The 22,616-nt window shown below is 48.8% G+C and carries 21 protein-coding genes; 18 read left to right on the top strand and 3 right to left on the bottom strand.

The window, feature by feature from the left end:
• Nucleotides 1-124 precede the first annotated feature (124 nt).
• The 13 genes from bshA to nth all read left to right on the top strand — a co-directional run bounded on the left by bshA (nucleotide 125) and on the right by nth (nucleotide 13,070).
• Nucleotides 125-1,267 (top strand): N-acetyl-alpha-D-glucosaminyl L-malate synthase BshA, encoded by a 1,143-nt coding sequence (bshA, locus tag R7V76_RS04455; RefSeq protein ID WP_012370653.1) that lies wholly within the window; start codon nucleotides 125-127, stop codon nucleotides 1,265-1,267.
• On the top strand, nucleotides 1,254-2,399 hold the full coding sequence (locus R7V76_RS04450) for a CCA tRNA nucleotidyltransferase (RefSeq protein ID WP_318091431.1): 1,146 nt from the start codon (nucleotides 1,254-1,256) through the stop codon (nucleotides 2,397-2,399). The genes bshA and R7V76_RS04450 overlap by 14 nt, the downstream gene beginning before the upstream one ends.
• Nucleotides 2,360-3,331 (top strand): biotin--[acetyl-CoA-carboxylase] ligase, encoded by a 972-nt coding sequence (locus tag R7V76_RS04445; RefSeq protein ID WP_318091430.1) that lies wholly within the window; start codon nucleotides 2,360-2,362, stop codon nucleotides 3,329-3,331. Before R7V76_RS04450 ends, R7V76_RS04445 begins: the two co-directional genes overlap by 40 nt.
• A 238-nt stretch (nucleotides 3,332-3,569) precedes the next feature.
• Complete coding sequence (panB, locus tag R7V76_RS04440; RefSeq protein ID WP_290828680.1) at nucleotides 3,570-4,409, top strand: 3-methyl-2-oxobutanoate hydroxymethyltransferase; 840 nt, start codon at nucleotides 3,570-3,572, stop codon at nucleotides 4,407-4,409.
• Nucleotides 4,406-5,236 (top strand): pantoate--beta-alanine ligase, encoded by an 831-nt coding sequence (gene panC, locus R7V76_RS04435; protein ID WP_318091429.1) that lies wholly within the window; start codon nucleotides 4,406-4,408, stop codon nucleotides 5,234-5,236. Before panB ends, panC begins: the two co-directional genes overlap by 4 nt.
• Before the next feature lie 2 nt (nucleotides 5,237-5,238).
• On the top strand, nucleotides 5,239-5,622 hold the full coding sequence (gene panD, locus R7V76_RS04430) for an aspartate 1-decarboxylase (RefSeq protein ID WP_012370648.1): 384 nt from the start codon (nucleotides 5,239-5,241) through the stop codon (nucleotides 5,620-5,622).
• A 100-nt stretch (nucleotides 5,623-5,722) separates the two neighbouring features.
• A complete protein-coding gene (gene dinG / locus R7V76_RS04425) occupies nucleotides 5,723-8,536 on the top strand; it encodes an ATP-dependent DNA helicase DinG (protein WP_318091428.1) in 2,814 nt (937 codons plus the stop codon).
• A gap of 61 nt (nucleotides 8,537-8,597) precedes the next feature.
• Nucleotides 8,598-8,768, top strand: a complete 171-nt coding sequence (locus tag R7V76_RS04420; RefSeq protein ID WP_012370646.1) for a YpmA family protein — start codon at nucleotides 8,598-8,600, stop codon at nucleotides 8,766-8,768.
• On the top strand, nucleotides 8,765-9,232 hold the full coding sequence (locus R7V76_RS04415; RefSeq protein WP_318091427.1) for a hypothetical protein: 468 nt from the start codon (nucleotides 8,765-8,767) through the stop codon (nucleotides 9,230-9,232). Before R7V76_RS04420 ends, R7V76_RS04415 begins: the two co-directional genes overlap by 4 nt.
• A 15-nt stretch (nucleotides 9,233-9,247) precedes the next feature.
• Nucleotides 9,248-10,429 carry a pyridoxal phosphate-dependent aminotransferase gene (locus R7V76_RS04410; RefSeq protein WP_012370644.1) on the top strand — a complete coding sequence of 394 codons (1,182 nt, stop codon included), beginning with the start codon at nucleotides 9,248-9,250 and terminating at the stop codon, nucleotides 10,427-10,429.
• Between the two features lie 29 nt (nucleotides 10,430-10,458).
• Nucleotides 10,459-11,748, top strand: coding sequence for an asparagine--tRNA ligase (gene asnS / locus R7V76_RS04405; protein ID WP_214849403.1), 1,290 nt, complete (start codon nucleotides 10,459-10,461; stop codon nucleotides 11,746-11,748).
• Between the two features lie 71 nt (nucleotides 11,749-11,819).
• Entirely contained in the window at nucleotides 11,820-12,398 is a 579-nt protein-coding gene (locus R7V76_RS04400) for a DnaD domain-containing protein (protein WP_026828099.1), read from the top strand.
• Nucleotides 12,399-12,401: 3 nt separating this feature from the next.
• On the top strand, nucleotides 12,402-13,070 hold the full coding sequence (gene nth / locus R7V76_RS04395) for an endonuclease III (protein WP_318091426.1): 669 nt from the start codon (nucleotides 12,402-12,404) through the stop codon (nucleotides 13,068-13,070).
• Between the two features lie 45 nt (nucleotides 13,071-13,115).
• On the opposite strand, the gene R7V76_RS04390 is transcribed toward nth, so the two are convergent.
• From R7V76_RS04390 to R7V76_RS04380, 3 genes are all read right to left on the bottom strand, one after another.
• Complete coding sequence (locus tag R7V76_RS04390) at nucleotides 13,116-14,006, bottom strand: DUF3800 domain-containing protein (RefSeq protein ID WP_290828667.1); 891 nt, start codon at nucleotides 14,004-14,006, stop codon at nucleotides 13,116-13,118.
• A gap of 393 nt (nucleotides 14,007-14,399) precedes the next feature.
• Nucleotides 14,400-14,645, bottom strand: coding sequence for a hypothetical protein (locus R7V76_RS04385; protein WP_214764401.1), 246 nt, complete (start codon nucleotides 14,643-14,645; stop codon nucleotides 14,400-14,402).
• A gap of 169 nt (nucleotides 14,646-14,814) precedes the next feature.
• Entirely contained in the window at nucleotides 14,815-15,108 is a 294-nt protein-coding gene (locus R7V76_RS04380) for a DUF1798 family protein (protein ID WP_214764403.1), read from the bottom strand.
• A 74-nt stretch (nucleotides 15,109-15,182) separates the two neighbouring features.
• On the opposite strand from R7V76_RS04380, the gene recU reads away from it, so the two are divergent.
• From recU to R7V76_RS04355, 5 genes are all read left to right on the top strand, one after another.
• Nucleotides 15,183-15,797, top strand: a complete 615-nt coding sequence (gene recU, locus R7V76_RS04375) for a Holliday junction resolvase RecU (RefSeq protein WP_041261972.1) — start codon at nucleotides 15,183-15,185, stop codon at nucleotides 15,795-15,797.
• A 33-nt stretch (nucleotides 15,798-15,830) separates the two neighbouring features.
• A complete protein-coding gene (locus R7V76_RS04370) occupies nucleotides 15,831-18,509 on the top strand; it encodes a transglycosylase domain-containing protein (RefSeq protein ID WP_318091425.1) in 2,679 nt (892 codons plus the stop codon).
• A 107-nt stretch (nucleotides 18,510-18,616) separates the two neighbouring features.
• Nucleotides 18,617-20,881, top strand: coding sequence for a DEAD/DEAH box helicase (locus R7V76_RS04365; RefSeq protein WP_318091424.1), 2,265 nt, complete (start codon nucleotides 18,617-18,619; stop codon nucleotides 20,879-20,881).
• Nucleotides 20,878-22,059, top strand: a complete 1,182-nt coding sequence (locus tag R7V76_RS04360; RefSeq protein ID WP_318091423.1) for a ribonuclease H-like domain-containing protein — start codon at nucleotides 20,878-20,880, stop codon at nucleotides 22,057-22,059. The genes R7V76_RS04365 and R7V76_RS04360 overlap by 4 nt, the downstream gene beginning before the upstream one ends.
• Nucleotides 22,056-22,616, top strand: coding sequence for a DUF1273 domain-containing protein (locus R7V76_RS04355; RefSeq protein ID WP_318091422.1), 561 nt, complete (start codon nucleotides 22,056-22,058; stop codon nucleotides 22,614-22,616). The genes R7V76_RS04360 and R7V76_RS04355 overlap by 4 nt, the downstream gene beginning before the upstream one ends.

Here is a 22,616-nt window from a genome sequence, read left to right as displayed (position 1 = left end):
GCTTTTCTGACGAAAATCGTTCGAAAAGTGGCGGATGTAGTTTTTAGTCGGCAATTTGATTACAATGAGCAGGGACAAGACATTACTTACAGGACATTACTTAATGAGGAGAGAGTGACTAGATATGAAAAAAGCGATTGGGATTCTCTGTTATCCATCGGTCGGCGGCAGTGGTGTCGTGGCGACGGAACTCGGAATGAAGTTAGCGGACCGGGGGCATGATGTTCATTTCATCACCTCGAGCATTCCGTTCCGCTTGACGGAATATCGTCCGAACATTACCGTTCATTTGGTTGAGGTGAATCAATATTCGGTCTTTAAATATCCCCCGTATGACATTACCCTGGCGTCAAAAGTCGCGGAAGTGATCGATCTGTTTGATCTTGACATCATTCATGCGCATTACGCGGTCCCGCATGCGGTATGCGCGGAACTCGGGCGGAATATGGCGAAGAAAAAAGGGGTTGGTGTCGTGACGACCTTACACGGGACGGACATTACCGTCATCGGTCAGGACTTGGAGATGCAACCGGCCATCCGGTACGGAATCGAAAGTTCGGATGCCGTCACGGCGGTTTCGGAAAGCCTGGCCCTCGAAACGAACATAACATTAAATGGACAGTATGCGATTGAAGTCATCCCGAACTCGATTGACGAAAGTATGTATTATCCGATGCGGGATGAACGGTTGAAGCGGCATTACGGTATCGAGCCGGATGAGATTGTTGTCATTCATATTTCGAATTTCCGACCGGTTAAACGAATTGACGATACGATTGCCGCGTTTGCGATCGCTTCAAAAGACCGTGCGATGCGGTTATTGTTGGTCGGGGACGGTCCGGAAATGGGACAGACGAGACGCCGGGCGAAGGAACTGGGAATTTACGACAAAATCATTTTCGCCGGAAAACAGGAGCATGTCGCTCAGTTGCTGGCAATCAGCGATATTCATTTACTGTTGTCGGAAAAAGAAGCCTTCGGACTGGTTGTTCTTGAAGCGATGGCCGTCGGTGTCCCGAGCGTCGTCTCGAGTGCCGGAGGATTACCGGAAGTGATTCAAGACGGAAAAACAGGATTCATCGTTCCGACCTATGATGTCAAAACGGCAGCGGACCGGATCGGGAAGTTGGCGGATGACGCGGCTCTGCGGGAAGAATTGGCAGAGGAAGGAATCCGCGATACCCGGAGACGGTTTGATTCCAATCAGGTCGTCCGTGCTTATGAACTGTTATATGAACGGGTGTGTGCGCAATATGAAAACGCTTGAGTCTGCGAATCAGATCATCCAAACGATTGAAGCGGCAGGCGGCGAAGCCTATATCGTCGGGGGAGCGGTTCGGGATATGTTGCTTAAACGCGAACCCGGAGATTATGATCTGGCAACGTCGCTGCTTCCGGAAGCGGTCATGCACCTGTTTCCGGTCGTGATTCCGACCGGACTGGATCACGGAACCGTCACGGTTGTCCTTGATCATGTGCCGTTTGAAGTGACGACCTTTCGTTCGGAAAGTACGTACAGTGACCGGCGGCGTCCGGACGAAGTAACGCTTGGTGTCAGCCTGGAGGAAGATCTGACGCGCCGTGATTTCACCATCAATGCGATGGCGCTGAAGCCGAGCGGTCTCGTCGATCTGTTCGGCGGTCAAGCCGATCTGGCGACGAAAGTCGTCCGGACAGTCGGGCGGGCGGAAGACCGGTTTGATGAAGATGCCCTGCGGATGATCCGGGCGTTCCGTTTCATGAGTCAGTTGGAGTTTACACTCGATCCGGAGACAGAACGGGCCATCGAAAATAAAAAACAGCACCTTTCATCCGTTGCCGTTGAACGGATTGCCATTGAATTTGAAAAACTGCTGTTAGGTCCCGGACGCAAAGCTGCTTTAGCGGCGATGCGTCGGACGGGAATCGGACACTATATGCCGCATATGAACGATATGATACTGCATCAGTTAATGCTGTTACCGTTTAATGGGGTGTCGCCGGATGACGTATGGACGCTCGTTTTGGTGGCCGGACTCCGTCCCGAGTCTTTACGGGCATGGAAACGGTCTAAAAAACAAGAGGGACGGGCAAAGACGTTCGCTCCGCTCGTTTACGAACAGACGTTATCCGATTGGCAACGTTACCGGTTGTCGGATGAAGAATTGGACCATTTGAATCAGATGACGGGGTACCGTCACGAAGGCCGGGCGTCCTTGCCGATTCGGCGTTTGCAAGACTTGGCGGTCAACGGACGGGACATGATGGATCTTGGTTTACGAAAACATCAGATTAAAGAGGCACTCCATCATTTGGAGCAGCAAGTCGTGCATCGTCAGTTGGATAATGAACGCGAGATTCTGTTAAAGGAAGTGATGAATTGGAAAAATCAACACGGGACCGGATCCTCCACGCATTGATGCAGGCTGACTGGATATCCGGTCAAGAGTTGGCGGATCAATTGAATATTTCACGTACCGCCATTTGGAAACAAATCGCGGCTTTGAAAGAGGACGGCTATATCATCGAAGCCCATAAGAAAACCGGGTATCATTTGGCGGATCGGGGTGACCGGTTGACGCCGCTTGCGATTCAGCAGTATGTGCGAACGGACACTTTGGGACAACAGATCATTCATCTCGAACAGACGGAAACCACACAACGGATTGCGCATGAGCAGGCGCAACAAGCGGCAAGTGAAGGGACGTTAATTGTCTGTGACTTTCAAACCGACGGACGGGGACAACTTGGACGGACCTGGCACGAGACACGGAGTGCAGGTATTGCGATGAGTTTAATTTTGCGTCCCACAGCACCGCTTCACCAGGCCGGGCAATTGACCTTACTTGCCGGAATCGCTTTAGCCGAGACATTACGGACACTGGACGTCCCGGCGACGATTAAATGGCCAAACGATGTATTGATTGCCGGAAGAAAAGTGGCCGGAATCCTGACGGAAATGCAGACGGAAGCCGATCGCATCAATTCCGTCATCATCGGAATCGGTATCAATGTCCACCACACACAATTTCCGGAACTCTTATCGGACCGGGCGACCTCAATACATTTAGCAACAGGAAAGTCAATCGCCCGCGCTGAAATCGTCGGGTTGTTTTTAAACACGTTTGAACCGATGTACAAGAAATGGTTGACGGAAGGATTCGCATCGTTTGTCCCGGCATGGGAGAAATATGCCGATCGGTTAAACGATTTAGTGACATTGCGGACCCGGCAAGAGACCGTGACCGGAATCTTACGCGGAATTCAGGCGGACGGTACCTTACAAATTGAAACAGAGACGGGTCTGAAAGCATTTCATTCCGCCGAACTGGTTTACTGGACGGAGATATAAGCTCGGACGTTTGCAGTCTGCTTTTTGAATCATGTATAATAAGTGCGAGGATGATAGCCACTTGGAGTCATACCGGTTAGAGGCTTATATTCATATTGTTTATTTGACTGCCTTGATCCTACTCGGACAGGGACAGAAGGATGATTTTGCACTTATTCATGCCTTCTTTCCTATGCTATTTTTTAGGAAGGAAGGCATTTCCTTTTGTCCTCTCTAAACTACGAAGGAGAGAACACACATGCATACGATGACACCTTTACTAAAAAAACAACAGGCGGGCGAAAAACTCGTCATGCTGACAGCGTACGATTATCCGTCCGCAAAATTAGCGGAAGCCGGACACGTTGATTTGCTGCTGGTCGGGGATTCGCTCGGGAATGTCATTCTCGGATATGATTCGACGATTGCCGTGACAGTAGACGATATGGTCCATCACGCAAAAGCTGTCCGTCGCGGAGCACCGGCAACTTTTATGGTCGTTGACATGCCGTTTGCCAGCTATCACGGTTCGTTTGACCGGACGCTTGAGGCAGCAGCCCGTATCTTCCAGGAAAGCGGAGCAGACGCTTTAAAACTCGAAGGGGCCGGAGACATCCTGGCAACGATTCGTCGTCTGACGGAGGCCGGCATGCCTTGTGTTGCCCACTTGGGGCTGACACCACAATCTGTCGGAGTGCTCGAAGGCTTTAAAGTTCAAGGGAAATCGCTTGCAGCAGCGGAACAGTTGATTGCCGACAGTTTGGCCGCAGAACAAGCGGGAGCGAAGATGCTTGTCCTTGAATGTGTACCGCATCCGCTGGCGAAACGTGTTCAGGAACTCTTAACGATTCCGGTAATCGGAATTGGGGCAGGTGCCGACGTTGCCGGACAAGTACTGGTCTACCATGATATCTTGACGTACGGTGTCGGACGGTTACCAAAATTCGTCAAAGCATATGCCGACTGGAACACATCCGGTACGGAAGCGATTGCCCGTTACGTCGAAGACGTTAAAAACGGGACGTTTCCTGAACTCGCCCATTCGTTCATGATGGATGAAGAACTGATCGGCGCGTTATATGGAGGATCTAAAGAATGAAAATCATGCAGAGTGTGGCACAATTGCGGGAAGCATTGGCAGGACAGACATCGGTCGGATTCGTTCCGACGATGGGCTTCCTGCATGAAGGGCATGCTTCCTTACTTGAACAGGCACGGCAGGAGAATGACATTGTCGTATTAAGTATCTTTGTCAATCCGACACAATTTGGTCCAAACGAAGATTTAGACCGTTATCCGCGGGATGAACAGCGTGATCAGAAATTGGCCCAAGCGGCCGGCGTCGATTATCTCTTTTATCCGACGAACGACGTCATGTATCCGCTTGATATGGCGCGGGTGACGGTTCGTTCGGGTGATGACGTCTTGTGTGGCGCGTCGCGACCGGGACATTTTGACGGGGTCTTGACGGTCGTCAGTAAATTGTTTAATATTGTCCAACCGACGCGTGCCTATTTCGGATTAAAGGATGCACAACAACTGGCATTAATTGAAGGGTACGTCGCCGATTATTTCGTTCCGGTCGACATCAAACGATGTCCGATCATTCGTGAAGCGGATGGACTGGCGAAATCGTCGCGAAACGTCTATCTGTCGGAAACGGAACGGAAGCAGGCACCGGGTATCCAGCAGGCTCTCCAACAAGCCAAACAAGCGCTCGATGCCGGAACGCCGCTCGAAACGGTTCTGGAGCAAACACGGGCGTCGCTTCACTTTGAAGGTACGACGATCGATTATGTCGAAGCTGTCGCCTATCCGGCACTCGGTCCGGTCGATGCGACTACGGAAACGATTTTACTTGCGGTTGCCGTTCAATTTGAATCGGCCCGATTGATTGATAACTTACTATATACGAGAGGAGCATGATCATGTTACGTACATTCATGCATGCAAAATTACACAAAGCCCGTGTCACGGAAGCGAATCTGCATTACGTCGGTTCGATTACGATCGACGAAGATTTACTGGACGCTGTCGGGATTCTTGAAAACGAGAAGGTGCAAGTGACGAACAATCAAAACGGGGCTCGGATTGAGACATACGCCATTAAGGGAGCCCGTGGTTCTGGTGTCATTTGTCTGAACGGAGCAGCTGCCCGTCATTTCCAAATCGGGGATGAAGTCATCATCATGGCTTATGCGCAATTGACGAACGAAGAAATTGCGACACATGTTCCGAAAGTCGCAGTTCTTGATCAAGAGAATTCGATCAAGCAGATGTTATCACAGGAAATCGCACATACGATCTTATGATTTTGAGGGACCCGAGATACATTCGGGTCTCTTTTTTGTTAAGATGGAACTTGAGATGCCATATACTTAAGATATGGATGGTTAAAGGTGGAGATGAGTCGTGGAAAAGAAGTTTGTTGTAGTGGATTTAGAGACGACCGGACATTCGATTAAATCCGGCGATGAGATGATTGAAATCGGAGTGGCAGTAATTGAAGACGGTCAGATTACAGATCGTCTGTCGGCATTTGTCCGTCCACAAAAACCGATTCCGCCGTTTATTTCTCAATTGACCGGCATTACGGATGAGGATGTGGCAGAGGCGGAATCATTCGCGACCATTGCACCGCGCGTGCTTCAATTACTCGATGGTGGTGTGTTCGTCGCACATAATGTGCAGTTTGATCTGACCTTTTTGAACGAAGCCTTGGAAGAAGAAGGCTATTTGCCATACACCGGTCCTGTCATCGATACAGTCGAGTTAGCGAGAATCTTGCTGCCGACTGCTGAAAGTCATTCGTTGTCGCATTTGACGGAAGCGTTACAACTGACGCACCACGAAGCGCACCGTGCCGGGAGCGATGCAGAAGCGACGGCGGAACTGTTGCTTCATTTACTTACCCGTCTACAGGATTTACCGCTCGATACGTTACGCCACTTACGTCGTTTGGCCGGAAAGCTGTTTAGTGCGATTGAACAGGAGATTGATCAGGCGATTCAAACGGTTGGACTCGAGCCGGATGACCGGTTTGATTCTTTTCGTAAGCTGGCCTTAAAGAAGCGAACCGAACCGGAAGAATGGGACACACGGACTGAGTTGGAACCATTCAGTCCGTTCGTAGACCGATTGAACGAAACCGTGTTTCCGCAACTGTTCCCCGGGTACGAACCGCGTATGGGACAGCTGGAAATGATGCGTCATGTTTATCAGTCGCTTGACCAGGAAACACCGCTACTTGTCGAGGCGGGGACGGGAACCGGGAAATCCCTCGGCTATCTTGTACCGGCGGCGCATTATGCGATTGAACATGAGACCCCGATTATCGTCAGTACCCACACGATTCAATTACAGGAACAGTTATTTGCCCGGGATTTGCCGCTTTTACGCCAACTGTTTGAAGCACCGGTCGACATTACCTTATTAAAAGGGCGCAGTAATTACATGGACTTACGCAAGTTTGAGTTTTTCCTCAGCGAAACGGAAGAACCGTATAATTTTACGTTGGCGAAAGCCATCCTGTTAGTCTGGTTGACACAGACGGAAACAGGCGACCTGGAGGAAGTCAGTTTACCCGGAGGGGCAGCGCAAGGGAATATCGCCATTAAACAGCTGATCCAGTCGGACAGTCAGTCGCAGCTCGGACGATTTGATCCCTGGTACAGCCGGGACTTTTTCCATCATGCCGTCCGGCGGGCGAAACAGGCGACGATTATCGTCACGAATCATGCCTTGTTGTTCAGTGATATTCAATATGAAGCCGGTGTCCTACCAAAGGGATGTCCGTTGATTTTGGATGAGGCCCACCAAATCGAAGAAGTGGCCAGTCATCATTTCGGTCTGGTTTTTGACGGTCATTCCTTTGACCGGATATTCAGACAGCTTGGATTCTCTTCCGATAAAAAACTGTTGACGCGGCTGATCAGTCTATCGGATCAATACGACTTGACGGAACTGGTCGAAGCGCACAGTGAAACGATCGACGAGACATTGACAAAATTACTCGAAGAAGCCGACGGACTGTTGACGATCATTCAAGCATACGGTTTGGAACTGGCTTCCCGCAAAGAGCGCCGTGAAGGACGGGTCACGGTCCGTTTCAAGCGACTCGATCACTCGATGCGTGCCGTACAGGAAAGTGCCAAACGGGTCGAACTTGTCTTAAGACGGTTGCGGCAAGCGATCCGGGCGATTCACAAACTGTTCCACGATCAACGGGAGCATATGAGTTACCGCGAACGCTCGGTCGTAGCAGATTTGAAAGCTGTCATCGGTCAGCTGGAAGAAGTCGAGCAAGCGATTTTTGAGACGATGCTCGCCCCGCATGATGAGACCGTCTCCTGGATTGAAACAACGGCAAAAAATCGGAAGCTGACGCGGATTTATACGCAACCGATTGATATTTCAGATCGTCTGCACCGGGAAGTTTTTTCGAAACGGACCTGTATCTTAACGTCCGCGACTTTGACGGTATCAAACAAATTCCAGTTCATCGAACAGCGGCTCGGGCTGTCGGAGCTCGAGACACGGCGGTTCATCGTCCCGTCGCCGTTCGGATACGCCGAAAAAGTCCGGCTGATGATTCCGACGGACTTACCGTTATTACAAGATGTACCGCAAGCGACGTATTCTGAAGTCATTGCGGATGCCATCATCCGGATTGCCGAAGTGACGGAAGGCCGGATGTTGGTGTTATTCACATCAAATGAGATGTTACGTCAAACGCATGATGCAACAAAAATGGCATTGCCGGAACGGTTTACGTTACTTTCCCAAGGCATCACCCAAGGATCACGGCAGCGTCTAATGAAACAATTTAAACAACTGGATGCCTGTATCCTGTTCGGTACAGCGAGCTTTTGGGAAGGGGTCGATGTTCCGGGTGACGACCTGAGTTGTCTCGTCATCGTGCGACTGCCGTTTGCACCACCCGATCAACCGATTGTGCAGGCGCGTTCAGAACAAATTGAACAACAAGGAAAATCATCTTTCTTCGAATACAGTTTGCCGCAAGCCATCATTCGCTTCAAACAGGGATTCGGCCGCTTGATCCGGACGACGAATGACCGTGGTGTCGTCTTCGTCTTTGACCGGCGTATCGAGACGACCCGTTACGGAAAACGATTTGTCACAAGTCTGCCTGACGTGCCGCTTTTGGCCAAACCGCTCGACGAATTAACGGCCGAGTTGGAATTGTTCTTAAATGAGACGGATTGAGTCTGTTAAAATAAGCATTATCGCATTATAATAGATGTAGAAAAATGAGGGAGGATATAAGATGGATTCGAAAATCGAGACGCTAGCAACCGTCAAGGTCAACCGCCATGACGATACGTACAAGATTGTAGACTTATTGAATCGCACGCTGAAAACAGAAGATTTGATGTTTGGTCTGGCACTGGACGAAAAAGACAAGGAGCAGATGGTCTTTACCATCTACCGCACATGAAGTGGAAGATCGTCATCGGTCTGATCGGCTTCATCCTTCTGATTACGCTGATTGGGACGGGCGTGTATCAATTCACCGTCGCTGAAGCGAAAGAACGTGAACAAACCGTCGCCATTCAAGCGGAAGCACGCTTGAAAAAAGAATTGGCGCCGAAACAGATTCAATTTGAACATGTATTTAACGGAAAAACCCAGTATAGTGTCTTTACGATTGAACAAGATGGTCAAGCGTTACGGGCATTCGTTCCGAAGACAGGAAAAATCGAGACGAGACGTGTCAAAGATGGAATGAAGATTGCCGATGTCATTCGACAAGCGGGCAATCCGGAAAACATCGTTTCAGCGAAATACGGTTTTGAAAACCGGGCGCTGATTGAAATTGTCACCAAAACGGCGACCGGCTACGACTATTCGTACTATACCTATCAAGAGGGATCCTTCATCAAACGATTACGGATCAATTAAAAAGGAGTGGACAGGATGTTATCGAAACGGGTACAACAACTGACACCGTCAACGACACTGGCGATTACTGCAAAAGCGAAAGCATTGCGTGAAGAAGGACAAGACATCATCGGACTCGGTGCAGGCGAACCGGACTTCAACACTCCAGAATTTATCATTCAAGCGGCTTTCGCGGCTGCGGAAGCGGGCGATACGAAATATACGCCGTCCGGCGGAACGGTTGCCTTGAAAGATGCGATCATTGAAAAAACACGCCGTGATTTATGGGTATCCTATGACCGTTCGGAAGTCATGGTCGCGTCAGGCGCGAAACATGCCTTGTCGACGTTGTTCCAGGCGATTTTAGATCCGGGCGACGAAGTCATCGTCCCGGCCCCTTACTGGGTCAGCTATCCGGAACAGATCAAACTGAGTGACGGCGTTCCGGTCATTCTTGAGACGACGGAAGCATCGCGCTTCAAAGTGACGCGTGATCTGCTCGAACAGCACATCACACCGAAGACAAAAGCCCTTGTCTTAAACTCTCCTTCGAATCCAACAGGGATGGTCTATACGAAGGAAGAGCTTGAGATGGTGGCAGAAGTGGCGATTGCTCATAATCTGTTGGTCATCAGCGATGAAATTTATGAAAAACTGTTATACAACGGCGTGACGCACTTATCGATTGCAACGTTACCGGATATGCGTGAGCGGACAGTCATCATTAACGGCGTTTCGAAATCGCACGCGATGACGGGCTGGCGGATTGGGTATGCCATCGGACCGAAAGACATCATCAGCGCGATGACAAATCTCGCCAGTCATTCGACGTCGAATCCGACATCGATCGCCCAAGCAGCATCTGTCGCTGCCTATGCGGAAGGGGATGCACCGGTTGAGGCAATGCGTGTCGTGTTTGAAGAACGGTTGGAACAGATTTATGACCGCTTGATTCAAATTCCGGGTTTGACCTGCCTGAAGCCGGAAGGTGCCTTTTACCTGTTCCCGCACGCCTTACAGGCAGCAAAAATGTGCGGATTCTCAAATGTCGATGACTGGTGTACGGCTGTGTTATCCGAGGCGAAAGTCGCCTTGATTCCGGGCTCAGGCTTCGGAGCACCAGAATATGTCCGGTTATCATATGCGACAGACCCGAAACGGGTACTCGAGGCATTAGACCGGATCGAAGGATTTATCACGGCGCATACTGCCGTTTAATAGAGAGAGGATGTTGACTTTTGAAAGCAATGATTCGGGATGTAGAAAAACACGTAGGTGAGGAAATCACGATCGGTTGTTGGCTCGCGAACAAACGATCAAGCGGGAAAATCGCGTTTCTTCAGTTACGGGATGGTTCAGGATTCATGCAAGGTGTCGTTGTTAAAGAAACAGTCGGTGAAGAACTGTTTAAGACGGCTAAAGGATTGACGCAGGAAACATCAATGTGGGTAACAGGTACAATCAAATCGGACGGCGGACGGACAGCTATCGGGCACGAAATGGAAATCACAGCGATTGAAGTGATTCATGAAGCAGTCGATTATCCGATTACACCAAAAGCTCACGGAACGGACTTCCTCATGGATAACCGTCACCTCTGGTTACGGTCAAAACGTCAGCACGCCGTCATGGTCGTTCGGAACGAATTGATTCGGGCGACATATGAATTCTTTAACCAGGAAGGATTCATCAAAGTCGATCCGCCGATTTTGACAGGAAGTGCACCGGAAGGAACAACGGAATTGTTCCATACGAAATATTTTGATGAAGATGCGTACTTGTCGCAATCAGGACAACTGTACATGGAAGCAGCCGCAATGGCACTCGGAAAAGTCTTTTCGTTTGGTCCGACTTTCCGGGCGGAAAAATCGAAAACACGCCGTCACTTGATCGAGTTTTGGATGATGGAGCCGGAGATGGCGTTTTACGATCATGACATGAACCTCGAAGTCCAGGAAAACTATGTATCGCATCTTGTTCAGTCGGCATTGAAAAACTGCCGTCCGGAGCTCGAATTGCTTGAGCGCGACCTGACCGTTCTTGAAAACATCCAAGCGCCGTTCCCGCGTGTCAAGTATACGGAAGCGATTGATATGTTGAAAGAACAAGGATTTGACGACATCGAGTTCGGAGATGATTTCGGAGCACCACACGAAACGGCAATTGCCAATACGTTTGCCCGTCCTGTTTTCATCACACACTGGCCAAAAGCCATCAAACCGTTCTACATGAAGGAAGATCCGGAAAACCCGGGCTTCGTGTTATGTGATGATTTGATTGCGCCGGAAGGCTACGGTGAAATCGTCGGTGGTTCACAACGGGAAGAAGACTTCGAGAAGTTACTTGCCGGCATGAAAGAACATGATTTGGATGAAACCGGTGCTTATAAATGGTACTTGGAAACACGTAAATATGGATCAGTGCCACACAGTGGTTTCGGACTCGGACTCGAGCGGACAGTTGCCTGGATTACAGGAGTTGAACACGTCCGGGAGACGATTCCATTCCCACGTCTGCTGAACCGATTGTATCCGTAATAGTGATCGAAATCGACCCATCCCTCGGACGGGTCGATTTCTTGCTTACTTTAAAGAATCGAGGAAGTATCATGGATCATAATTTAATTCAGCTTTTTGAGGAAGGAACGGTTGTCCTCCCTAAGCGATTGTTCACAGAAGCGAAACGCCTTGGTATCAGTTTCGTCGAGTTTACGCTGATCGGACAATTGTTTGCCTGCCGTGCCGAAGGGATGGAGATGCCGTCACCAGAGGAACTCAGCAACCGGCTTGGACTCTCGGAGACGGAAACGATCGAGACGACACTCGGATTGCTTCAAAAAGGATTACTCGCGATGGAGAACGTCGCCGGCTCGGAACGCTATTCGCTGGTGCCGCTCTATGAAAAATTGATGGCACCACCGGAACAGGAAGCACCGAATTTTGATACGATCAATCCATCGGTCTTCCAACATTTTGAGCGTGAGCTTGGTATGATGTCACCATTCCAAATGGAACAGATCATTCAGTGGTTGACGATTGAAAACATTGCAGAAGAGCTTGTCTTGGCCGCATTACGGGAAGCCGTTTATCATAACGTCCGGAAAATGACCTACATCAATCAGATTCTGCGGACATGGGAACGGGAAGGAATCAAGACGCTTGAAGATTTGGCAACGAGAGGGAGCTGACACATGTTACGAAAAGCAGATATTGAACGGATTGAATCCACCCTGGAGGAGATGTTTCCAGAAGCGTTTTGCGAACTGATTCATCAAAATCCGTTTGAACTGGTCGTTGCCGTGGCTCTCAGTGCGCAAGCGACCGATGTCCTGGTCAACAAGGTGACGCCGGGTCTGTTTGCCGCTTATCCGACGCCAGACCGCTTGGCGGCAGCGCCGGTGGAAGAGATTGAAGAAAAGATTAAGCGGCTTGGTTTGTATCGCAATAAAGCCAAAAACATCAAAGCGTTAGCGGAGCAATTGCTCGTTCTTCATGGTGGGGAAGTCCCGACCGATCGGGCGGGACTCGAAGCGTTACCGGGTGTCGGCCGGAAAACGGCGAACGTCGTGTTGTCCGTTGCCTTTGATGTGCCGGCCTTTGCGGTCGATACACATGTCGAACGGGTCTCGAAACGTCTTGGGATTTGCCGTTGGAAAGACAACGTCACGCAAGTTGAACAAACCTTAATGAAACGGTTTAAGCGGGAACGGTGGTCGAAGCTGCACCATCAGTTCATCTTTTTCGGACGGTATCACTGTAAGGCACAACGACCGAACTGTCTCGAGTGTCCATTGCTCGATATGTGCCGTGAAGGGAAAAAGCGGACGAAAGGCTTACTGCCGCCTCTTGAGGAAAAATGAAAAAACAGCGTCCTGCCATTTTCGGCAGGACGCTGTTTTGTTGTATCATCCGTTCCACGGTGTATCGGACCACTCGCGGCGTTTTTTTGTAATCGGAACCTTCTTGAAACCCCAGTTTCGGAAATCTTGGTCCGGACTGTCACGGCGGATATAAATCTTATTTTTGATGGCTTTGAAAATTCGGTTTTCGTCCCCATAATGGACAAACCGCGGTTTTACCTCAATCACGCCGCGGCGGACGCGGGAGAGAGGGAGACAGACAAGATCAGCAATCTCAAGACCGGATTGGTAGAGGTCGCTATCTTTTTCAGCAAAAATAAATCCTTTGATTTTTTGACGGCTTTTCTCCACGTCTAGATGAACGGTACCGGAGTTGAAAATATCAAAAAATGCTTTTTGAATCAATAGGTTCTGATAATCGTCCCGGCTTTCGAGTACAACACGGGCGCTTGTCGCTTCCGTCTCCTCGAGAAACGCGTAAAACGATTTCATCAAATGGGCAAATGCAACGACGTATGGATCTTTTGGTGTCGAATAAAATTCCTGCAATTTTTGTTTATCGACTTCGACACTGACAATCGTACAGTCGATGTCGACCAAGAAGTCCGGCAAGGCGACCCAAAAATGACGTAACATATCAATCGTAATTCCGTCTTCTTTCCCATACGGATGTTCCGCCTTTAAGATTTCTTTCAGGTGCAACGGAATATGCGGATCTTCAAAAACAGACGATTTGAATTCCATCAATCGCTTGCGTAATGGACTCGGTTCGCCGGTTTCGTCAGAATCAATAGCGTATTTATACTCCATCAAGACCCCGGTCAGATTAAACTGGGTATTTCCTTTTGGCGTGCCCGTCTCATCGACGAACATGACATATTTTTTAGCTGTTGGATTTGTAGCCCTAGGAAATCCTTTGACATCAACGTTTTTCACGTTTCTTGGTTCTCTTTTATTCAAGCGAATCTCCTCCAATTGCACACATATTGCACACTTTTATTAAACAAAGTACATTTATTACCTCTTTATGTAACTTTACACTGACACGGCTATATAAATCCACGGTTATTACATAACTTGTATACCTGAATCTTTCCAGAACGACTCTTGATGATTGGGTGTTCAGGTAATCAATGTGGCCGGTAGTAGGGTTCGTTATTTTATATTCGTCATGGAGCCTGTCCTTCCTGCATGACGAACGACGATTCTTGCTGATTTCAATCGGCAGATTTCATACGAGATGATGATTCTACAGGATAGACGATGGAAAAGAGAAAATTTATGGAGATTTATCGTACAAAAAAAGCCGTCATTTAGACGGCCCGGGTGTTACCATTCGAATCCTTCATCACTGTAAGATCCGTTGGAATTGAAGAAACGTTCTTCTGTTTTGCCGTTTACGGTATTCGTATAAATGACATAGACATCGAGATGATCGAATGTGTCCGCCATTTTTTTAGCCGCTTTACGTGCGTCGGCCTCATTCGTAAACGATTCCGTCTTACTTGCTTGACGATGAGTTTCTACTCCATTGTCTTCATAACCTTCTACTGACCAGACTTTTTTTGATGACATAAACAACATCCTTTCATAGCAAAGGGCATAGGTAACGCTTTGCTGTTTTTCATTATGCTTTGTTTGATTGAAATTCGTCAAATTATCATCCTGATAGTTCAAGATCCTATCAAAACATAGAATTATAAAACGTTCGAAATTTTCTATCTGAAAACAGACGTCCTCAGACTCATTGCATCAGTTGATCGATATAACGGACAGACTTGATCGTTTCATTAAAGCGTTTTAAACTGGTTTTTGGCTGGAACGCTTGGACGGACAGTTGCTTCAGCTGATCGACGGCACTCTCGACCATTGCCGGACGTAAATAGGGGCTATTTTGTGCGTTCTGTTGCCAGTCGGCAATTAAAATGTCGGCTTTTGCGACGAAGGGTACAACCTCTGCTTGAAAGTCATATTCCTGCCCATTTCGGCCAGCCTGATAAATACGTTCTATCTCTTGAAGTAACGGTTCTATTGTCATTTGTTTTTAACTACTCCTCTCGGCCGATACGATACAATCACATATCATGGTACAATAAACGCGTTAGGAGGGGAATCCTTTTGAATTACCCGAATGGTAAGAAATTTCAGAAGCCTGCTGAGCCGCATGGTCTGGCGATTCAGAAAGCCCGCACGACAGGTTCGACCTTTTCGAACCGCGGGATGAAGCTTGAAAAATTGATTAATGAAAGTAATATGTTTTATCTGACCCATAATCGGGCAATCATTCACAAGAAACCGACTCCTCTTCAAATCGTTCAAGTCGATTATCCGAAACGGTCCGCTGCGGTCGTCAAGGAAGCCTACTTCAAACAACCGTCAACGACCGATTACAATGGAGTATACCGTGGAAAATACATTGATTTCGAAGCGAAGGAAACCAACCATAAAACGTCGTTCCCGCTGAAAAACTTTCATCTCCACCAAATCGAACATATGCGCCAATGCATTGCACATGGAGGAATTTGTTTTGTCATCATTCGATTCAGTATGTATAATGTGCAATATGTGTTGTCTGCCGAGCATCTGTTCCCCTGGTGGGAGCAACTGGAAACGGGCAGAAAATCGATTCCGCTAGATGAAATCGAACGGCACGGAAAAAAACTCGAGACAGGTGCGTTTCCTGCGATTGATTATTTACCGGCAGTGGACGAGTTATATTTCACTTGAGAAACTTTACAGATTGAAGGAGAAGGATAGCGTATGGAAAGAAGTCGTGTCGCACGTCGTGAAGAAACCAAGACGTCAGCCAAGCAAACGAATCGGACAAAGCGTCCGAAAAAGAAAAAATCAGGCGGGACCGGTGGTAAAGGTCCGCTTTGGAAAAAACTCCTATTAATCGCGACAGGATTATTTATCCTGATGATGATAGCAGGGGGCGGATTTGCGGCTTATGCCGTCGCTACTGCACCGGAGCTTGATGAGTCGAAGTTACGGGATGCCCTGCCGCTAAAAATTTACGCGAGCAACAAAGAAGAAATTAAAAAGGGCGGAACGAGCCGGGAATATGTCTCGATCAAAGAAGTACCGGATGTCGTTAAAGATGCATTCATTTCGATTGAAGACCGGCGTTTCTACCAGCATAACGGAATCGATTTCCGACGGTTAGGCGGCGCCATCATTGCCAATATCACCGATGGTTTCGGTTCTGAAGGAGCTTCAACAATTACGCAACAGGTCATCAAACAATCGTTTTTAAGCTCAGATAAGACCATTACCCGGAAAGTTCAGGAACAATGGTTGGCAATTCGCCTGGAGCGGGACTACACGAAAGAACAGATTCTTGAGATGTATTTGAATAAAAACTATTACGGTCAAGAATCGTACGGAATTCAGACAGCATCGAAAGCCTACTTCAACAAGACGGTCGATAAGCTGAACTATGCCGAAGCAGCGATGCTTGCAGGACTTCCGCAACGTCCGTCCGCATACGATCCGATTCAAGGGGACCCGAAGTTAACGAAATGGCGTCAGACGCAAGTCTTGAACGCGATGTTAACGACCGGCGTCATCACAGAAAAGCAACGTGATAAAGCGGTCGATCAACCGATCTCGAAATTGATCAATCCGGCGCCGAAATCGAAAGACGACGCGGCTTACGACAGTGTCATCTTCGATATGGTGTCGCAGGAGTTAGAAGATGTCTTTGGCCTAGAAGGTAAGGATATCTACGGTCAAGGATTGAAAGTGTACACATCAATCGATAAGCCGATGCACGATTATATGAACGAGGCAATCAAAAAAGACCAAGTCGTCCAGTTACCGGATTACGCGGAAGCAGCAGCGACAGCGGTCAATACACAAACAGGTGAGATTTTGGGAATCGTCGACGGGAAAAAGCCAGGTACAGGGACTGCGCGACGTAACTTTGCTAAAGAACCGCATCAACCCGGTTCATCGGCAAAACCATTTTTCGCATACGGACCAGCCATTGAAAATGAGAAATGGTCGACAGCTAAAACGCTGACGGATCAGGAAACAGAAGTAAACGGCAAAAAGATCGGTAACTATTATGACGGATACCGGGGAACCAATACGATTCGCTACTGGCTGAAGATTTCTGCCAATACGCCCGCCATCCAGACGTTCCAACAAATCGGCGGCGATACCGTCGAAAGCTTTGCGGCTAAGTCCGGATTGGGCTTAGAAAAAGACGAATCGATTTCACCGGCGTATGCGATTGGCGGGATGAAACACGGATTCAATACGACGCAAATGGCTTCTGCCTATGCGACGCTTGGTAATGGCGGAGACTACATCAAACCGCACATCATCAAAACGATTGAATACAGTGACGGCTCAAAAATCAAATCACCGGTCAAACCGAAAAAAGCCATGGAGGATTATACGGCTTACATGTTAACCGACATGCTGCGTGATGTTCTAAAACCAGGCGGAACGTTCCCGAGTGCTGCGCTTGCTTTTGACGCAGCGGGTAAAACCGGAACAACCAATGCTTATAAAGATGTCTGGTTTGCCGGTTACACATCAGATGTCTCGATCAGTGTCTGGACCGGAACAACGAAGTCGGGCAACAACAACGGTGCCGGCTTAAGCGGACCGACCAACAGTACGATGGCACAAAACATCTGGAAAGATTTTGTCACGAAAACACGTGACCGGACACCTGCTCCGTTCGAACAACCGAGTTCTGTCCTCAGTATCGGTGAGGAACTGTACGTTAAAGGGACAAAAGAGCCGGTTGTCGAAAAAAAGGCAGTACCAGCTCCGACTGGCTTACAAGCATCCTACAATGAAGACTCGGAGTCTGGTGAACTGACATGGAGTTACAATGATTCGGCACTTCGGACGAACGGCTATGACAGTGTATCGTTCGAAGTATCGATGACCGATCCTGACGGAAAACAATCGGTACTCGGCACCAGCTCAACAAACCGGATCGGGATCAATCGACTTGATCCGGGACGGACGACATTTACAGTCGTCGCGAAAGCATCCGGAGAAAAATCCGGTCCTGTTTCAACGACCGTAACTGTTGCAGACGTCGAAGCGGATCAACCGGCGACGGATGAACCGACAACAGACGAACCAGCGACGGACGAACCAGCGACGGATGAACCGACGACGGATGAACCGACGACGGACGAACCAGCGACGGACGAGCCGGCAACGGATGAACCGGCAACGGACGAGCCGACGACGGACGAACCAACGACGGACGAACCGACGACGGACGAACCAACGACGGATGAACCGACAACGGACGAGCCGACGACGGATGAACCAACGACAGATGAACCGGCTGCAAGTGACGGAGCATCTACTCAGTCAAACCGGGGGAATTCGTCGAACGGCAATCAAGGCCGAGGACAAGATAATGCGCCTGCCGATCAACAGTCCGAATCGGAAACACAGCAATAAATGGGTCAATGGATCAGGAGAAGAAGATAAGACCGGAGAAACGGGTGTGTTTCTTCGGTCTTGCTTCTCTTTTTTTGTATAATGGAGGTCAGGAAGGAAGTGGGGCAATGGAATCAAGACAATCACTTGTCACCTATTTAGAAGAACTAAAAGCCGATCGTTCGTTTATGGAACGTGTCACATATATGAAAACAATGGAAGCGACCGCCGGACGGTATGCTCCGTTTCCAAAAGAAATGCCGGAACGGTTGCGACAAGCGCTGGAAAACAGAGGCATTACGTCGTTGTACCGCCACCAGGAGTTAGCATTTCGGACCGTCCAAAGCGGTGCTTCGACGGTGATTGTAACACCGACTGCGTCAGGGAAAACCTATTGTTTTAACTTACCGATTTTATCGCATCTTTTGGCGAATCCGAATGCAAGGGCCCTGTATCTGTATCCGACGAAAGCGTTGGCCCAGGATCAAAACAGTGAATTGTTGGAACTGATTGATGAAATGGAAGCACCCATCCGTTGTTTTACCTATGACGGAGATACATCACCGACGATTCGGACAAAGGTTCGAAAAGCCGGAAACATCGTGATTACGAATCCGGATATGTTGCATTCCGGCATTCTGCCGCATCACACGAAATGGATTGAACTGTTTGAAAATCTGTCGCATATCGTCATTGACGAACTGCACACGTATCGTGGCGTATTTGGAAGCCATGTCGCCAATGTCATCCGGCGGTTACGGCGGATTTGTCGGTATTACGGTAGTGACCCGATTTTCATCATGACAAGTGCGACGATTGCCAATCCGCAAGAACTGGCGGAACGGTTGACAGAGAAAAAAGTCCAATTGATTGATGACAACGGGGCTCCGACCGGTCGAAAACATTTCATCGTCTATCAACCGCCGATTGTCAATGCCCAACTCGGCATTCGCCGTTCGGCAACTCTTGAGACAAAACAATTGGCGTCGCGATTCATTAAAAAGAAGTTCCAGACGATTGTCTTTGCTAGGTCACGTGTCCGGGTCGAAGTATTACTAACGTATCTTCGTAGTCTCATCCGATTTGAATTAGGTCCGAAGTCGATCGAGGGCTACCGGGGCGGCTATCTGCCGAGTGAACGGCGTGATATTGAAAGACGATTGCGTAAAGGGGAAATTACGGGAATTGTTTCGACCAATGCGCTCGAGCTCGGAGTGGATATCGGGCAACTGCAGGTTTGTATTATGAACGGATACCCGGGAACGATTGCTTCGCTGTGGCAACAAGCAGGCCGGGCCGGACGTCGTCAGGATGATGCGCTCATCATTTTGGTTGCGTCGTCCGGTATGCTCGATCAGTATGTCGCGGAACGTCCGGAATTGTTTCTAAATCAGTCACCGGAAGCCGCGCGACTCGATCCGGATAATCTCATCATTGCAGTCGATCATATTAAATGTGCGGCATTCGAACTGCCGTTTCGTCAGGGGGAGTCATTCGGAACACTGGAGACGGAGGACATTCTCGAGTATCTCGTCGAAGAACGTGTCTTACATCAACGTGGGGAACGGTATTACTGGATGAATGATGCGTTTCCGGCTCACGGTATTTCCTTGCGCTCGAGTGATCAGGAAAATGTCATCATCGTCGACCAAACCGAGGTTCCGAATCGGGTCATCGGCGAAATGGATACGTTCAGTGCGATGACGCTGTTACACGACGAAGCGATCTATTTACATGGGGCTGACCAATACCAAGTCGAAGTACTGGATTTCGAAGAGAAAAAAGCATTCGTGCGTGCAGTCGACGTCGATTACTATACGGATGCTAATTTTTCGGTCGAACTGTCTGTTCTCGATGAGGATGACAGCTATACGAATGGAGACTTCAGTGTCGCCCGAGGGGATGTCAGTGTCCGCGGGATGGCGACGATGTTCAAGAAAATCAAGTTCGGAACACATGAAAATATCGGATCGGGTCCGATTCATCTTCCGGAACGGGAAATTCATACGACAGGCGTCTGGTTTTCTTTACCGGAAGAAGCGTCCTCAAGCACGGAACTGGAGCAAGTCATCGAAGGCGTGGCAAACAGTCTGCGCCGGGTCGCACCGTTGTATTTGATGTGTGATGCAAGCGATGTCTTCGTCGTACCTCAAGTCAAAGCGACGCACACGCAAAAACCGACAATCTACCTGTATGACCGTTATCCGGGAGGGGTCGGACTTGCCGAATCCATCTACAAACAACGCGGCATCATGCTCCGGGCCGCACGGGACTCGATTGAGACCTGCCCTTGCCAGGATGGTTGCCCGGCTTGTATCGGAATGATCGGCTTGGCCGATGAAAAAGAGCGGACGGTCAGAATGCTAGCTGAAATGGAGAAGGAACTATCATGAAAAATAAGTTGAGACGGATGTTGAAGACGACAGAGAATGAGCCGACAGCAAGCCCGTCAACCAATGAGGCGCAAAAGACAACAGCGGAACAAACCGCCTGGCTGGACCGAGGAGCAGACATTCTTACGTTTGAAGACGAATGGATTGTCCGGTTGGATCACCGGTATGCTCTTGAGGAAAAACACGGACACCGGTCATATGCGGAAGTATTTGAATCGTTGCAGTTGCCGCATCCGCCGCTTGCGCTTGACGTCCCGCTCAATCAAGTCATCTTTTTTGATACCGAGACGACCGGCTTAAAAGGAACGGGAACAACGATTTTTTTACTGGGATTCGCCCGTTTTGAAAAAGGTCAGCTGTTGATGCGGCAGTATTTCTTACCACACCCGCATTATGAAGCAGCACTTTATCACCATTTCCTGCATGATATCGGGGAAGATGTCCGTTTTATCACGTATAACGGAAAAAGTTTTGATTGGCCGCAGATTAAGACCCGGCACGTCTTCGTCCGGGAACGTGTTCCCCGTTTGCCGAAAGTCGGCCACCTGGATTTACTGCATGTCTGCCGGCGGATGTTCAAGGGATTATACGATTCATTCCGTTTGACGGCGATGGAAGAACGGATTGGATTTGAACGTACCGATGATTTGCCCGGATTTCTTGCGCCGATGCATTATTTTCAATATGTCGAACATCAGAATCCGGCAATCATGGAAGGGGTGCTTGAACACCATCTGCATGACTGTCTGACTTTGGTGAGTTTGTATGACGAATGCAACCGGCTCGTGACCCATCGTCAGGAAGCACCGTCACGTGTACGTGAGAACATCGGCATCTGGTTAGCCGATTTAGGTATTCATGAACAATCAGCGGAGCATTTCGGACAGGCGGCCGAATTGACGGCCGAAGGTTGGTTGCGTCAAGGGCGGTTGTATAAAAAACTGCAGCAACACGAAAAAGCCAATACTTGTTTTGAAAAAAGTAACACTTATGAAGGATTTATCGAACTGGCAAAATGGGCCGAGCACATTGCCAAACAACCATCCGTTGCTTATGATTATACTGAACGAGCAAAACATTTATTAGAAAATCGACAGTTGTTAGCTTCGCGGCGAGAACGATTATTTGCCGAGCTAAATCATCGGAGCTTACGCCTGCAAAGGAAGTGTTGCGAATGAACGTCGTCGCAGTAACCGGATATAAACCGACAGAACTCGGGATCTTTGATCAAAAACACCCGGGAATCAACATCCTGAAATCCGCCTACCGGGAACGGATGATCCGCCTGATTGAAGACATGGGGACAACCTGGTTCATCACCAGCGCTGCACCGGGATGTGAACTTTGGGCGTGTGAAGTCGTTTTGGAACTTAAACACGACTATCCGGAAATCCGCTTAGGTATCCTGCTTCCTTTTCTGGAACAAGAGTCAAAATGGAAAGAGCCGGTTCAAGCCCAGTATCTGGCCGTCCTGAATCAAGCGGACTTCGTGGATGCCATCAGTCAAAAACCGTATGAAAGTCCATCCCAGTTCCGAAATAAAACGGAGTTCATGATTCAAAAAAGTCAAGGATTGTTATCCGTTTATGATGAAGAGCACGGCGGATCTGCCAAGTATTTAGTGGAACGTGCTAAACTAGAGATGGAACGTTCGGATTATCAATTGTTTCTGATTACGCAAGATGATTTAGCGATGATGGAGCAAGAGCAGAACTACAATGAACAGTGGGAGTGA

This window comes from Exiguobacterium artemiae, assembly GCF_033342815.1.
In the GTDB taxonomy this organism is placed as follows: domain Bacteria; phylum Bacillota; class Bacilli; order Exiguobacteriales; family Exiguobacteriaceae; genus Exiguobacterium_A; species Exiguobacterium_A artemiae_A.
The sequence above is the reverse complement of the archived record's forward strand: the minus strand, read 5'-3'. Positions and strand labels throughout refer to the sequence as shown.

Bases quoted from the DNA above. Each gene is read 5' to 3' on its own strand.
- bshA (WP_012370653.1), top strand. From the start codon at position 125: ATGAAAAAAGCGATTGGGATTCTCTGTTATCCATCGGTCGGCGGCAGT.
- R7V76_RS04450 (WP_318091431.1), top strand. From the start codon at position 1,254: ATGAAAACGCTTGAGTCTGCGAATCAGATCATCCAAACGATTGAAGCG.
- panB (WP_290828680.1), top strand. From the start codon at position 3,570: ATGCATACGATGACACCTTTACTAAAAAAACAACAGGCGGGCGAAAAA.
- panC (WP_318091429.1), top strand. From the start codon at position 4,406: ATGAAAATCATGCAGAGTGTGGCACAATTGCGGGAAGCATTGGCAGGA.
- panD (WP_012370648.1), top strand. From the start codon at position 5,239: ATGTTACGTACATTCATGCATGCAAAATTACACAAAGCCCGTGTCACG.
- R7V76_RS04420 (WP_012370646.1), top strand. From the start codon at position 8,598: ATGGATTCGAAAATCGAGACGCTAGCAACCGTCAAGGTCAACCGCCAT.
- R7V76_RS04415 (WP_318091427.1), top strand. From the start codon at position 8,765: ATGAAGTGGAAGATCGTCATCGGTCTGATCGGCTTCATCCTTCTGATT.
- R7V76_RS04410 (WP_012370644.1), top strand. From the start codon at position 9,248: ATGTTATCGAAACGGGTACAACAACTGACACCGTCAACGACACTGGCG.
- asnS (WP_214849403.1), top strand. From the start codon at position 10,459: ATGATTCGGGATGTAGAAAAACACGTAGGTGAGGAAATCACGATCGGT.
- R7V76_RS04400 (WP_026828099.1), top strand. From the start codon at position 11,820: ATGGATCATAATTTAATTCAGCTTTTTGAGGAAGGAACGGTTGTCCTC.
- nth (WP_318091426.1), top strand. From the start codon at position 12,402: ATGTTACGAAAAGCAGATATTGAACGGATTGAATCCACCCTGGAGGAG.
- R7V76_RS04385 (WP_214764401.1), bottom strand. From the start codon at position 14,645: ATGTCATCAAAAAAAGTCTGGTCAGTAGAAGGTTATGAAGACAATGGA.
- R7V76_RS04380 (WP_214764403.1), bottom strand. From the start codon at position 15,108: ATGACAATAGAACCGTTACTTCAAGAGATAGAACGTATTTATCAGGCT.
- R7V76_RS04370 (WP_318091425.1), top strand. From the start codon at position 15,831: ATGGAAAGAAGTCGTGTCGCACGTCGTGAAGAAACCAAGACGTCAGCC.
- R7V76_RS04365 (WP_318091424.1), top strand. From the start codon at position 18,617: ATGGAATCAAGACAATCACTTGTCACCTATTTAGAAGAACTAAAAGCC.
- R7V76_RS04360 (WP_318091423.1), top strand. From the start codon at position 20,878: ATGAAAAATAAGTTGAGACGGATGTTGAAGACGACAGAGAATGAGCCG.
- R7V76_RS04355 (WP_318091422.1), top strand. From the start codon at position 22,056: ATGAACGTCGTCGCAGTAACCGGATATAAACCGACAGAACTCGGGATC.